The organism is Nonomuraea sp. NPDC026600, from assembly GCF_040638335.1.
Taxonomy (GTDB): domain Bacteria; phylum Actinomycetota; class Actinomycetes; order Streptosporangiales; family Streptosporangiaceae; genus Nonomuraea.
In genome coordinates this window covers 320,339-334,091 of sequence record NZ_JBEZYD010000001.1, presented here as the reverse complement: position 1 = coordinate 334,091, position 13,753 = coordinate 320,339, and the positions used below count along the sequence as shown (strand labels likewise).

Below are 13,753 nucleotides of genomic sequence, written 5' to 3'. Positions count from 1 at the left end.
ATGCGTAAGTCCATCGCCACCGTCTCGGTCAGCGGCACGCTGGCGGAGAAGCTGACCGCCATCTCCGCCGCGGGCTTCGACGGCGTGGAGATCTTCGAGAACGACCTGCTCGTCTCCCCGCTGAGCCCGGAGGAGGTACGCGCGCGGGCCCATGACCTCGGCCTCGGCATCGATCTCTACCAGCCCTTCCGCGACTTCGAGGCGGTTCCGGTCGACGTGCTGGCCGGTAACCTGCGCCGCGCCGAGCGCAAGTTCGAGGTGATGGAACGCCTCGGCGCCACCCTGCTGCTGGTCTGCTCCAGCGTGTCGCCCGACGCGATCGACGACGACAAGCTGGCCGCCGAACAACTGCGCCTGCTCGCCGAACGCGCGGCCGGGCACGGCATCAGGATCGCCTACGAGGCGCTGGCCTGGGGCAGGCACGTCAACGAGTACCTGCACGCCTGGCGGATCGTGCGCATGGCCGACCACCCGAACCTCGGCACCTGTCTCGACAGCTTCCACATCCTGTCGCGTGGCTCCGACCCGATCGGCATCGAGGCGATCCCGGGCGAGAAGGTGTTCTTCCTCCAGTTGGCCGACGCGCCGCTGCTGGCGATGGACGTGCTGCAGTGGAGCAGGCACTACCGCTGCTTCCCCGGCCAGGGGACCTTCGACCTGGCGGGGCTGGTGACGCACGTGCTGGAGACCGGGTACGCCGGGCCGCTGTCGCTGGAGGTGTTCAACGACGGCTTCCGGCAGGCCGACGCGGGCCGTACGTCCCTGGACGCCATGCGGTCGCTCATCGCCCTGGAGGAGGCCGCCGCCCGGCGGTGCGGCGCGACCCCGCCGATCCCGCCCCCGGTCATCCCGGCGGGCTTCGCGTTCGCCGAGTTGTCCGTCCCCACAGCCGAGCCACCCGTCCCAGTTGGCGAGCCGCCCGTCGCAGTCGGTGAGCCGCCCGTCCCAGTCGGCGGGGCGTCCGGCCATGACTTCGGGCCGTCTGTCCCGGTTGGTGAGCTGCCCGGCCGTGCCCCCGAGCTGCGCGGGCTGCTGGCCGCTCTCGGGTTCGTACGCACCGGGACGCACGCCGGAAAGCCGGTCGAGCTGTGGGAACAAGGGGAGGCCCGGATCCTGCTCAACGCCACCGGAGACGGGCCCGCGCTCGCCGCGATCGGCCTGGAGAGCCCCGACCCGGCCGGTTCCGTGAAGCGCGCCGAGTCGCTGCTGTCGCCGGTGCTGCCCCGCCACCGCGCCCCGCGAGACGCCAGGCTGGACGCGATCGCCGCACCGGACGGGACCGAGCTCTTCTTCTGCCGCACCGACCATCCTGACCATTCGAGCTGGACCGACGACTTCAGAACCCGCGCCGAGGGAGCCGCCCGTGCACCGGCCGCCGGGGGCATCACGCACATCGACCACGTGGCGCTCACCCAGCCGAGGCACCACTTCGACGAGGCCGCGCTGTTCTACCGCGGCGTCCTCGGCCTGCGCCCCCAGGAGAGCCTGGAGGTCCCCGACCCCTACGGCCTGCTGCGCAGCAAGGCGATGTCCAGCGAGGACGGCGCCCTGCGGATGGTGCTCAACATCAACCAGGTCGGCGCCCAGCACATCCCCTGGCAGCACATCGCCCTGGCCTGCGACGACATCGTGGCCACCGCCCGCCGGCTGCGCGCCGCGCACCCCGGCCTGCTGCTCCCCGTCCCCGCCAACTACTACGACGATCTGGCCGCCCGGTACGACGCGCCACCCGAGCTGAGGGAGCTCGGCCTGCTGTACGACAGGGACGAGCACGGGGAGTTCCTCCACCTGTACACGATCACGGCCGGACGGGTGTTCTTCGAGATCGTCCAGCGCGTCGGCGGCTACCAGGGCTACGGCGCCGCCAACGCACCCGTACGCCTGGCCGCACAGCACGCCTGGGGAGGACAAGGGTCATCTACCATGAACGTGACCCCGTCGGCCTGACCATGGAGCCCCATGACCTCGCAGCCACTCGCCCGCGCCGGCGGCGAACGCCAGCGTGACGCCGACCGGACCAAGGCGGAGATCCTCCAGGTGGCGCAGCGGGAGTTCGCGCGGCACGGATACGCCGGGGCCAGGGTGGACGAGATCGCCGAGCGGACGCGCACCACCAAGCGCATGATCTACTACTATTTCGGCGGCAAGGAGCAGCTCTACATCGCCGTCCTGGAGAAGGCCTACACCGAGGTGCGGGCCGCCGAGCGGACCGTCGACGTGGCGCACCTGGCGCCGGTGGAGGCCATCCGTACGCTGGCGGAGCTGACCTTCGACCACCACGACGCGCACCGCGACTTCATCAAGCTGGTCGGCATCGAGAACATCCACGAGGCCGAGCACATCCGCAAGTCCGAGCTGCTGGCCAACCTGGGCGCGCCCGTCCTCGACCTCATCTCCCGCATCCTCGACGCGGGGCAGGAGTCCGGCGACTTCGTCACCGAGGCCGACGCCATCGACGTGCACATGATGATCAGCGCGTTCTGCTTCTTCAGGGTCGCCAACCAGCACACGTTCGGGGCACTGTTCGGCCGCGACATGACCGCGCCCGAGCACCGTGCCCGGCTGCGCGCGATGGTCGGCGAGCTGACCGTCGCCTACCTGCGCGGTGCGGGCGCGTCCACGTGACCTGCGGCCGAACCGCCGCACACGATCACGGCCGCTCTGGAGAAGGGTCGTTCACACCCTTGTAATGTACGAACCAGTGAGTTAGTTTCGGGGCTATTCTCACCCGGGAGGAGCCCCCGTGACCGACGCACCCACCCCCCAGGGCAAGCCGCGCAAGGCCGCGATCGCCGCCTGGATCGGCAGCGCCCTGGAGTACTACGACTTCTTCATCTACGGCACCGCCGCCGCCCTGGTCTTCAGCAAGATCTTCTTTCCCACGTCCGCTCCGGGCACCGGAACGCTGCTGGCCCTGGCCACATTCGGCGTCGGCTACCTCGCCAGGCCCGTCGGCGCGTTCGTGCTCGGCCACATAGGGGACAAGTTCGGGCGCAAGAAGGTGCTGGTCTCCACGCTGGTGCTGATGGGCCTGTCGACGTTCCTGGTCGGCTGCCTGCCCACCTACGACCAGGTCGGGGTGCTGGCCCCGGTGCTGCTGGTGGTGCTGCGCCTGATGCAGGGGTTCTCGGTCTCGGGTGAGCAGGCGGGCGCCAACTCCATGACGCTCGAACACGCCCCGGCCGGACGGCGTGCGTTCTACACCAGCTTCACGCTCAACGGCACCCAGGCCGGGCAGATCATCGCGACCGCGATCTTCCTGCCGATCGCCGCGCTGCCCGAGGACCAGCTGCTGAGCTGGGGCTGGCGGGTGCCGTTCTGGCTGAGCATCGTGGTGGCGGCGGTGGGGTTCGTGATCCGGCGCACGCTGGAGGAGACGCCCGCCTTCGAGCGCGAGGTCGCCGAGAACGGTGTCGCCAAGATGCCGCTGGCCGTGCTGTTCCGCGAGCACCGGGCGGACGTGCTGCGGGTGGTCGTGGCCGCGGTCATCGCGTCGGTGAGCACGATCTTCACCGTGCACGCGCTGTCGTACGCGGTCAACACGGTGGGGCTGGAGCGGGCGCCCATGCTGTGGGTCGGCGTGCTGGCCAATGTCGCGGCGGTGATCACGATCCCGCTGTGGGGGGCGCTGTCGGACCGGGTGGGGCGCAAGCCGGTGTTCATCGGCGGCTCGCTGGGGTGCGCGGTGCTGATCTTCGCCTATCTCTGGGCGATCTCGGCCGGTGGCTATCCGCTGATCTTCGTGGTGGGGATCCTGATGTTCGGCGTCGTGCACAGCGCGACCAGCGGGGTCTGGCCGTCGTTCTACGGGGAGATGTTCAGCACCCGGGTGCGGCTGTCCGGGATGGCGATCGGCACGCAGATCGGCTTCGCCATCGCCGGGTTCGCGCCCACGGTCGCCACGGCGGTGGCCGGCACGGGCCGGGGTAGCTGGCTGGGCGTCTCGGTGCTCACCGCGGTGGTGTGCCTGATCAATGTGGCCGCGGTGGCCACGGCGCGGGAGACGTACCGGATCCCCACCGACCAGCTCGGCGCCAGGCCCGCCACCCCCGCGCCGACGGCGAGCAGGGCGTGAGGGGCGGGCAGGCATGAGCGGCGGGCGCGGCGTGAGCGGCGGGCAGGGCGTGAGCGGGGGACAGGGCGGCGGCGCGGGTGCGTCCTCGGGCGGTGAGTTCCGCGTTTACGCCATCCAGTACGCGCGGCGCGACGCCCGGCGCGGCGAGCACTTCCTCGGCCACGACGGGCGGGCGGGTGAGCCGCACCCGACGGCCTACTACACCTGGCTGGCCGTCTCCGACCGGCACACCGTCGTCGTCGACACCGGCATCAGCCGCGCCCGCGCCGCCAAGATCGACGGCCTCGACTACCTGGCCGCGCCCGCCGAGACGATGGCCGAGCTGGGCGTGCCCGCCGGCGCGGTCGATCACGTGGTGCTCACCCACCTGCACTACGACCACACCGGCACGGCCCGCGAGTTCGGCACCGCCCGATACGTCCTGCAGCGCGCCGAGCTCGACTACTGGACCGGCCCCTGGGCCCGGCGCGTCGCCAGGGAGCGCTGGCTGATGGACGAGGACGACGTGGCGCACCTGCGGGCCGCGGAGAAGGACGGCAGGATGGACCTGCTCGACGGCGACGCCGAGGTGGTCCCCGGGCTGAGCGTCCACCTCGTCGGCGGCCACACGGCCGGCATGCAGGTGGTGCGGATCCGGACCGCGCGCGGCCACGTGGTGATCGCCTCGGACGCGAGCCACTTCTTCGAGAACATCGAGGACGACCGGCCGTTCCCGATCCTGCACAGCATGACCGGCATGTACGGCGCCTTCGACCGGATCAACGAGCTCGCCGACGGGCCGCACCTGGTGGTGGCGGGTCACGACCCCGAGGTGCTCACCCGCTTCCCGCCGCTCACCGAGGCCCTGAGCGGCCGGGTCGCCGTGATCGCCGACCAGCGCTCACAAGCTCACAAGCCGAGGTAGATGCGCCGGACCTGGGGATCGACCCGCAGGGCGGCCGAGGTGCCGGTGGCCGCGATCTCCCCGTTCTCCATGACCAGGCAGGTGGCGGTGACGTCGAAGGTGAGCTTGGCGTTCTGCTCGACCAGCACGATGCTCAGCCCGTCGCCGTTCAGCCGTTTCAGCGCGGTCACGATCTCCTCGACCAGGATCGGCGACAGTCCCATCGACGGTTCGTCGAGCAGCATCACCCGGGGGCGGCACATGAGCGCGCGGCCGATGGCCAGCATCTGCTGCTGACCCCCGGACAGCGCCCCGGCCAGGCGGTGCCGCATCTCGCCGAGCACCGAGAACAGGTCGAAGACCTCGCCGATCGGCGTCCGCTTCCAGTTTCCGGTGTAGGCGCCCAGCAGCAGGTTCTTCTCCACGGAGAGCCCCGGGAAGACGTGCCGTCCCTCGGGGACGTAGCCGATGCCGTGGCGGACCAGGGTGTGCGCGGGCGCGCGGAGCAGGTCGTGCTCGCCGAAGCCGATGCGCCTGGCCTGCCGGGGCGCCAGGCCCATGATGGCCTTGAGCGTGGAGGTCTTGCCCGCCCCGTTGGCGCCGATGATGCCCAGCGACTGGCCGGGCTCCACCGTGAAGCTCACGTCGTGGGCGGCCCGCACCCCGCCGTAGTGCACCGACAGTCCCTCGACGATCAGCGTGCTCATCTGGTGGCCTCCTCGACGGCGGACTCGGACGGGGCGGCCATCGAGTCGCCCAGGTAGGCCGCGACCACGTCGGGCTGGACGGCGACGTCCGCGGGGGCGCCGTCGGCGATGACCTTCCCGCCGGACAGCACGGTGACCCGGTCGCACAGCGACATGACCAGGCCCATGTTGTGCTCGATCACCACGACCGTCACGCCGGAGTCCCTGATCGAACGGACGATCTCGGCGAGCTGCCGTACCTCCTCGCCGTTGAGCCCGGCCGCCGGCTCGTCGAGCAGCAGCAGCGTGGGCGCCATCGCCATCGCGCGGGCCATCTCGATGCGCCGCTGGATCCCGTACGGCAGCGCGCGCGGCGCGGCGTCGGCGAAGTCCCGCAGCCCGAACCGGTCGATCAGCTCCCCGGCCCGCTCCCGCAGCGAACGTTCGAACCCGAGCACGCTCCAGGGAAGCGCGACATAGCGCCAGACCCAGCGGGTCCGCGTGCGGTCCAGGCCGACCAGGACGTTCTCGCGGACGGTCAGGTCGCCGAACAGCCGCAGGTTCTGGAACGTGCGGGCCACTCCCAGCAGCGACAGCCGGTACGGGGCCGCGCCGGTGACCTCCCGCCCCCGGAACAGGATCCGGCCCGACGTCGGCGTGTAGAAGCCGCTCACGACGTTGAACAGGGTCGTCTTGCCCGACCCGTTGGGCCCCACCACGCCGCGGATCTCGCCGGCCGTGATCGTGAGCGACACCTGGTCGAGCGCGGTCAGACCCTTGAACCGCATGGTCACCCCGTCGATCTCCAGCAGGTCGCCGCCCGTGCCCGTGCTCGCATCCGCACCCGCGTCTGTGCCCGTGCTCGCATCCGTGTCGGCCCGCTCGTACGCCTGGAAGGGTCCCAAGGTGGCTCTGGCCCCGGCGGCCCGGCGGCGGCGGAGCCGGGCGGGCAGCCCGGCCAGGCCGGTGGGGGCGAAGACCACCACGAGGACGACCACGGTCCCGTAGCCGAGCTGGGCGTAGGCCGACACGTCCAGCAGCGCCTCTCTGACCAGCGACAGCGCCACCGCCCCGACGACGCAGCCGAGGATGCTCCGCCGGCCGCCGATGATCACCATGGCCAGCAGCAGGAACATGTTGGCGATGCTGAACGTCTCCGGTGCCACGAAGCGGATCAGCCCGGCGTACAGGACTCCGGCGATGCCGCCGTACAGGCCGGACAGCACGAAGGCGGTCATGCGCAGCAGCGGGATCTCCGCGCCGAGCGCGCCCGCGGCCAGGTCGTCGTCGCGCATGGCGCGCAGCCTGCGGCCGAGCGGCGAGTGGGTCAGGAACAGCGCGAACGCCAGCGCGAGCGCGAACACCACCAGCTCGACGTAGTAGAAGAGGTACTCGCTGGACAGGTCCACCCCGAACAGCGGCGGCACCGGAATGTCGCTGATGCCCTCGGCCCGCCCGGCGACGGTCGCGTTGGTGATCCAGTTGACGAAGGCCAGCGCCAGCCCGAGCGTGACGATGCCCAGGTAGTGCGACTGCATCCGCAGCGCGGGCAGGCCCACCAGCAGCCCGACGAGGACGGCGGCCAGCAGGGCCAGCGCGGCGGCGGTCCAGAAGCCGAGCCCGGCGCGGGTGGTGAGGATGGCGACGGCGTAGGCGCCGACGCCGAAGAAGGCGATCTGCGCCAGGTTGATCTGCCCGGCCACGCCCATGGCCAGCCCGAGGCCGATGCCGAGGACCGCGAAGATGATCGCCACGTCGACGACGTGGATCGCGTAGCCGCCCAGCCCGTACGGCAGCAGCCAGGCCGCCACGGCGGCGGCGATGAGGGGGATCAGCCGTTTCACGCTCGGTTCACCGTCGTCTCTCCGAAGATGCCGGTGGGGCGGACCATAACGATGGCGGCGAAGACCAGGAATGTCACCAGCTCCGAGTACTCCTGGAAATGGCCGGCCGCGAACGAGTCGAGCAGCCCGAACGCCATGCCGCCGGCGATCGCGCCCCGCATGCTGCCGAAGCCGCCGAAGATCGCGGCGGCGAAGCCCTTGATGCCCAGCGAGCCGCCCATCGTGGGGCTGACGTAGAGCATCGGCCCGATGAGCCCGCCGGCCAGCGCCGCCAGGCCCGCGCCGATGGCGAAGGCCATGGCGTTGCTGCGGCCGACGTGGATGCCGACGGCGGTGGCCGCCTCGTGGTCCATCGCGACCGCCTGCATGGCCGCGCCCCGCTTGGTGCGCTGCAGGAACATCCCCAGCAGCACGGTGGCCGCGGCCGCCACGCCGATGACCACCAGGCTGTAGGTCGGGATCTTGATCCCGGCGACGTCCAGCGGCGCGGTCGCCACCGGCGACGGCACCGCGTGGCCGGTCGCGCCGAACACCCGGATCGCCCCGGCCTCCAGCACGGTGCCGAAGCCGATCGTGCCGATCAGCATCAGGTCGAAGTCCTTGTTCTCCAGCGGGCGCAGCACCCGCTCGATGACCAGGCCGATCAGCCCGGTCACCGCGATCGCCACCGCGACCGCGACGGGGAAGGGCAGCTTGGCGAACATGTACAGGTTGGAGGCGGCGTAGGCGCCGATCATCACCACGTTGCCGTGGGCGAAGTTCACCAGGCCCATGGTGCGGTAGACGATCGAGAAGCCCATGGCGACCAGCGCGTACACAGCGCCGAACGTCACGCCGCCGATGAGGGTCTGCAGAAAGACCTGCACGGTTCTCCTAGCCGGCCGACTCGGCGATGATCTTCCCGGCCTTGATGAGGCCGATCTGGGTGGCGTGGATGCCCACCCCGGAGTCGTCGTAGGCGAAGTCGCCGAGCAGGCCGTCACGCTTGACCGCGCGGATCGCGTCGGCGAGCGGCCGGCCGCCGGCGCCCTTGGTCTGCTTGAGCGCCTCGATGAGGATCTTGGCGCCGTCGTAGGCCTTGGCGCCGTGCAGCTCGGCGGCCTCGCCGAACGCGGCCTGGTAGGCGGCCGCGAAGGTCTTGCTCGCCTCGCTCGTGTCGTTGCTGAGGTACGGCGAGCTGATGACCGAGCCCTCGGCGTTGTCCGCGCCCGCGGTGGTGACGTACACGTCGGTGCCCATCGGCGCGCCGCCCGCCAGGACCGCCTTCAGCCCCAGCTCGCGGGCCTGCTTGGCGATCAGCCCTGACTCGACCTCCTCGGCGCCGATGAACAGCACGTCGGGGTCCTTCTGCCGGATCGTGGTGAGGGAGGCGCTGAAGTCCTTCTGGTCGGGGGTGACGGCCTCGTCGGCCACGGGGGTGACGTTCCTGGTCTTGAGCGCGGCCAGGAAGGCGTCGTGCTCGCCCGCACCGTACGTGCCGTTGTTGCTGATCAGCGCGATCTTCTTGTGGCCCTTGCCGTCGACCAGGTACTTGGCCAGCGTCTCGTCGTAGGTCACGCTGGTCGGCGCGTTGAGGAACAGGAACGGGCTCTTGAGCGCGGCGAGCTTGGGCGACTGTCCCGAGGTGATGTTCGGGATCCCGGCGTCCTTGAGGATGGGCGCCATGGCCAGGGTGACGGCGCTCTCGGCGGTGCCGAGCATGGCGACGTAGCCCCCGCCGGCGATCTTCCTGGCCAGGTTCGTGCCGACCGTGGGGTCGCCCTGGTCGTCGAACAGGTCGAGCTGGATCTGCCGCCCGTTGACGCCGCCGGCCTTGTTGGCCTCGTCGACGGCCAGTTTGACGCCCTTGCTCTCCCATTTGCCGAGCGAGCTGAGCTGGCCGCTCTGCGCGTTGATGTTGGCGACCTTGATGGGGCCTGTGGCATCGGTCTTCGTGCCGGGCTGCTGTCCAGGCGCCGAGCAGGCGGCCAGCGTGATGATGAGCGACACGGCGGCGACGGGGAATCTCGCGGACAACACGGTTCACCTCGTTTTGGGGGGATTTTTCGGGATACGACCGCGTAATGCACGAACTAGTACGTTAGTTATACGGCCAGGGGTCACCAGAGGAAAGAGCGAACGGGCAACGGTTTCAGACGGGGAAGACGCCTCGGTAGATGTCCTTGATGTTCCAGTGGCCGGGGGTGGGGACGGGCTCGTTGACCATGGGCACGTCGATCACCGCCGGCCGCCGGTCGGCCACCGCCTTGCGCAGGGCCGTACGCAGGTCCTCGGGCGCGGTGACCGTGTGCCCGTCGGCCCCGCAGGCCCGCGCGAGGGCGGCGAAGTCCGGGCTGTAGGGCCGCCCGGAGGGGTCGGTGAAGTCGCAGCCGTGGCTGCGGCCGAAGTGCGCGGACTGCAGGTCGGAGATCGTGCCGTGGGACCGGTTGTTCATCACCACGAAGATCACCGGCGCGCCCAGCTCCACCGCCAGCGGCACGGCCGGGAGCTGGGCGCCCATGCCGCCGTCGCCGATCAGCGCGACCACGGTCCGGCCCGGCGCGGCGAGCTGCGCGCCGACGGCCGCGGCGGGGCCGAAGCCCATGGTGGACGCGCCGCCGGGGGTGATGAACCGGCCCTCGGGCGGCAGCTCGTAGCACTGCGCCACGCCGTTCTTGTTCCAGCCGACGTCGGTGACGAGGATCGTGTCCGGCGGCACCGAGTCGCGCAGGTCGGCCAGGATGCGCTCGGGCCGCAGCGGGAAGTCGTCGGCGCGCCCGCGTTCCCTGCTCGCGCCGAACAGCTCCGACCTGGCCGCGCGGATCCGTTCCCGCAGCGCGGGACGGCTCGCCGCGGGATGCGACGTGGCCGCTCCGGCGATCGCCCTGATGGCCAGGCCGGCGTCGGCGACCGCGCCGATCTCCGCCGGGTAGTTGCGGCCGATCTCGGCCGGGTCGATGTCGATCTGGAGCAGCCTGCTCCGCTCGCCGAGCGTCCAGGTGAAGCGGGGATCCCAGGAGCTGGAGTCGGTCTCGGCGAAGCGGGTGCCCAGCGCCAGCACCACGTCGGCGTCCCGGGCGTAGTCGTTGGTGAGCTCCAGCCCCCAGAACCCGGTCATGCCGAGGACCAGCGGGTGCGCGTCGGGCACGGTCCCCTTGGCCATCAGCGAGTGGGCGATCGGGATGTCGAGGTGCTCGGCCAGGCGGAGCAGCGCCTCGGCGTCGTCGCGCAGCCCGCCGCCCGCGTAGATCAGCGGCCGTTCGGCCCCGGCGAGCGCGGCGGCGATCCGTTCGGCGACCTCCGCCGGCAGGCCGGGCGGCTCGGCGCGGCTGACGGGCGGGTACGGCTCGGCGGCCCGCGAGAAGACGTCCATGGGCACGTTGACCAGCACCGCCCCCGGCCGTCCCGTCGTCGCCGTCCAGAAGGCGCGCTCCACGGCGCGGCCGAGGTCCTGGGCGCGGTGCACGTTCCACGCCCGCTTGACGAACGGCCGGAAGACGGCCGCCTGGTCGGCGTCGGCGTGCAGGTTGATCTCCTGGTGCGGGTGCCGCCCGTGGTAGTAGGAGGGGACGTCGCCGGAGATCACCACCATCGGCACCGAGTCGAGCGCCGCGGTCAGCACCCCGGTGGTGGCGTTGGTCAGGCCGGGCCCGACGTGGACGAGCAGCACGCCCGGCTCGCCCGACACGCGGGCGTAGCCGTCGGCGGCGTGCGCGGCGGCCTGCTCGTGCCGGGCGATGACGAACCGGATCCGGCTGTCGGCGAGCGCGTCCAGCACGGCGATGTTGGTGTGGCCGCAGGTTCCGAAGACGTGCGAGACGCCGAGGTCCTCTAACTGCGCGACGAGCGCGTGCGCGGAGGTGGCGGTCATTCTTCTCCCCAGATGGTCAGGCCCCGCAGCAGGAGGGTCTTGGTCACGGTGAAGTCCTCGATCATCCAGCGCGGCGACTCCCGGCCGATGCCGGAGTCCTTGACGCCGCCGAACGGGACGTGGTCGAGGCGGAAGTTCGACGAGCCGTTGACCACCAGCCCGCCGACCTCCAGCTCCCGCCACGCCTGGACGATCCGCCGCACGTCATGCGTGAACAGACCGGCCTGCAGGCCGTACCTGCTGCTGTTGCACGCCTCGATGACCTCCTCGAAGCCGTCGTAGGGGAGCACGGCGACCAGCGCGCCGAACACCTCCTCGCGCACCAGCCTGGCGTCGGCGGGCGGCGCGGCGACCACCGTCGGCTCCATCACCGCCCCCGACCGGCCGCCGCCGGTCGTGATGACGGCGCCCTGAGCAGCCGCCTCGCCGGCCCAGCGGGCCACCCGCTCGGCGGCGTCGTCGTCCACCATCGAGCCGACGTCCGTCGCCGGGTCCAGTGGATCACCCACGACCAGGGCCTTCACCTCGGCAGTCAGGGCGGCCACGAACTCCTCGAACCTGCCGCGCTGGACGTAGACCCGCTGCACCGAGATGCAGCTCTGCCCCGAGTTGCTGTAGCCGGTGCGCGCGCAGACCCGCGCCGCCTCGGCCACGTCGGCGTCCTCGCACACGATCGTGGCGGCGTTGCCGCCCAGCTCCAGCAGCACCCGCTTGGGCCCGGCGGCGCGGGCGACGGCGGCGCCCGCCGTCACCCCGCCGGTGAAGCTGATCACGGCGATCTCGGGCGCGGCGCACAGCCGCGCGCCCACGTCGGCGCCGCCGTGCAGCACCTGTACGGCCTCGACCGGCATCCCGGCGTCGAGCAGGATCCGCACCAGCTCCGTCGAGACCCCGGGCGCCTGCGGGGGCGGCTTGACGATCGTGGTGTTGCCCGCGGCGAAGGAGGCGCCGAGCTTGTGCGCCAGCAGGTTCGCCGGGGCGTTGAACGGGGTGATGGCCAGCACGGGACCGGCGGGGGCGCGGCAGGTCAGCGCGGTGTTGCCCACGCCGCGGGCCCAGCCCGCCACCGGCAGCACCTCGCCGCCCAGCGCCCTGGCCTCGGCCGCCGACACCGCCAGCGTGTCGGCCACCCGCAGCACCTCGCCACGCCCGTCCTTCAGCGGCTTGCCGAGCTCGACGGCCAGCAGCCGGGCCAGCTCCGTGCTACGGGCGGTGACCTCGGCCGCGCCGCGTTCGAGGATCGCGGCCCTGGTCGCGGGGGCCAACCGCGCCACCGACCCGGCCGCCCGCCCGGCGTAGGCCAGGGCCCGCGTGATGTCGTCCGGCGTCGCCGCGCGGGCCCGGCTGACCGTCCGCCGCAGGTAGGGGCCGGCCCGCTCGGCCGACGGGCCGTCGGTCAGCCACGTCCCGGCGACCAGGCAGCCCGCTTGGTAGATCGCATCCATCTCGACTCCACTAGGTGGTGCATCAGAACCGCACTGTGGACTTGCTCAAAGTATGAGGACATTCCGGTCCGCGCAAGAGGAGCCGCGTAGTGGAACGTCTGGACCGTATAATGGACCGAGTGTTAGCGTACGGACCGCATGAGAGGGTGAGCAGGAGTTCACCTTCGACCGACAAGTGAGGACCCGTGCCTGCGAACTTCCCGGCAGAATCCGGCGAGTCCGGTGGCGTGCGCAGCGTCCAGCGAGCGTTCGACATCCTGTCCCTGCTCGGCGAGGATCGGCGGATCCTGACGATCCGCGAGGTCGTCGACGAGACCGGCCTGGCCAAGACGACGGCGCTGCGCCTGCTGCAGACCCTGGAGCACATGGGCCTGCTGTGGGCCGCGCCCAAGGGCTACACCGCGGGGCCCGCCCTGTGGCGCTGGGCGCACCTGGCCCGAAGCGCGTGGGAGCTGCCGCCGGAGACCGTCAAGCTCATGCGCGACCTGGCGGCCCGGCAACGCGAGACCGTCAACCTCTACGTCGCCAGGGACGTCCACCGCGTCTGCATCGCCCAGCAGGAGAGCCCGCAGCCGCTGCGCCACGTGGTGCGGGTCGGCGACGAGCTGCCGATGTGGGCGGGCGCCTCATCGAAGGTCCTGCTCAGGGACGCGCCGGTGCGGCTCCTGACGCGGATCGCCCGCTCCTCTCCGCACGGCGAGGCGCACCTGGAGACGCTGCGGCAGTGGGTCGCCCAGGCGGCGGCCGACGGTCACGCGGTCAGCCACGGCGAGCGCGAGCCCGGTCTGTCCGCCGTCGCGGTGCCCGTGACCGGCGGCTCGGCGGCGATCGTGGCGGCGCTCACGCTCAGCGGCCCGACCGTGCGTTTCACGGACGAGCGGGTGGCGGAGTTCGTCGCGGATCTGGGCGAGGTGGCGGGGCGCATGTCGGAGCGCGGGTTCGACCATCCCCTGACCTAAAGGGAGATCGT

Annotated in this window: 11 protein-coding genes; 5 read left to right on the top strand and 6 right to left on the bottom strand. The window is 71.6% G+C overall.

What is annotated here, in order from left to right; genetic code table 11:
* From AB0F17_RS01585 to AB0F17_RS01570, 4 genes are all read left to right on the top strand, one after another.
* The gene (locus AB0F17_RS01585; RefSeq protein ID WP_358014421.1) at positions 1-1,947 is read left to right on the top strand and encodes a TIM barrel protein; all 1,947 of its coding nucleotides are present in this window, start codon (positions 1-3) and stop codon (positions 1,945-1,947) included.
* A gap of 12 nt (positions 1,948-1,959) precedes the next feature.
* Positions 1,960-2,625 (top strand): TetR/AcrR family transcriptional regulator, encoded by a 666-nt coding sequence (locus AB0F17_RS01580; RefSeq protein WP_358014418.1) that lies wholly within the window; start codon positions 1,960-1,962, stop codon positions 2,623-2,625.
* A 118-nt stretch (positions 2,626-2,743) separates the two neighbouring features.
* Positions 2,744-4,075, top strand: a complete 1,332-nt coding sequence (locus AB0F17_RS01575) for an MFS transporter (RefSeq protein WP_358014415.1) — start codon at positions 2,744-2,746, stop codon at positions 4,073-4,075.
* Positions 4,076-4,088: 13 nt separating this feature from the next.
* On the top strand, positions 4,089-4,979 hold the full coding sequence (locus AB0F17_RS01570; protein WP_358014412.1) for an N-acyl homoserine lactonase family protein: 891 nt from the start codon (positions 4,089-4,091) through the stop codon (positions 4,977-4,979).
* On the opposite strand, the gene AB0F17_RS01565 is transcribed toward AB0F17_RS01570, so the two are convergent.
* From AB0F17_RS01565 to AB0F17_RS01540, 6 genes are all read right to left on the bottom strand, one after another.
* Complete coding sequence (locus AB0F17_RS01565; protein WP_358014409.1) at positions 4,964-5,665, bottom strand: ABC transporter ATP-binding protein; 702 nt, start codon at positions 5,663-5,665, stop codon at positions 4,964-4,966. The two genes, AB0F17_RS01570 and AB0F17_RS01565, sit on opposite strands and share 16 nt — an antisense overlap.
* Positions 5,662-7,488: a branched-chain amino acid ABC transporter ATP-binding protein/permease gene (locus AB0F17_RS01560; protein WP_358014407.1), complete on the bottom strand. Its 1,827-nt coding sequence runs from the start codon at positions 7,486-7,488 to the stop codon at positions 5,662-5,664. Before AB0F17_RS01560 ends, AB0F17_RS01565 begins: the two co-directional genes overlap by 4 nt.
* On the bottom strand, positions 7,485-8,354 hold the full coding sequence (locus AB0F17_RS01555; protein WP_219535855.1) for a branched-chain amino acid ABC transporter permease: 870 nt from the start codon (positions 8,352-8,354) through the stop codon (positions 7,485-7,487). Before AB0F17_RS01555 ends, AB0F17_RS01560 begins: the two co-directional genes overlap by 4 nt.
* Positions 8,355-8,361: 7 nt before the next feature.
* Positions 8,362-9,504: an ABC transporter substrate-binding protein gene (locus AB0F17_RS01550; protein WP_358014404.1), complete on the bottom strand. Its 1,143-nt coding sequence runs from the start codon at positions 9,502-9,504 to the stop codon at positions 8,362-8,364.
* 115 nt (positions 9,505-9,619) lie between these two features.
* Positions 9,620-11,338, bottom strand: a complete 1,719-nt coding sequence (locus AB0F17_RS01545) for a thiamine pyrophosphate-binding protein (RefSeq protein WP_358014401.1) — start codon at positions 11,336-11,338, stop codon at positions 9,620-9,622.
* Positions 11,335-12,783: an aldehyde dehydrogenase family protein gene (locus tag AB0F17_RS01540; protein WP_358014397.1), complete on the bottom strand. Its 1,449-nt coding sequence runs from the start codon at positions 12,781-12,783 to the stop codon at positions 11,335-11,337. The genes AB0F17_RS01545 and AB0F17_RS01540 overlap by 4 nt, the downstream gene beginning before the upstream one ends.
* A gap of 185 nt (positions 12,784-12,968) precedes the next feature.
* Here AB0F17_RS01540 and AB0F17_RS01535 point away from each other — a divergent pair, with 185 nt between their 5' ends.
* Positions 12,969-13,742, top strand: coding sequence for an IclR family transcriptional regulator (locus tag AB0F17_RS01535; RefSeq protein WP_358014394.1), 774 nt, complete (start codon positions 12,969-12,971; stop codon positions 13,740-13,742).
* Positions 13,743-13,753 lie beyond the last annotated feature (11 nt).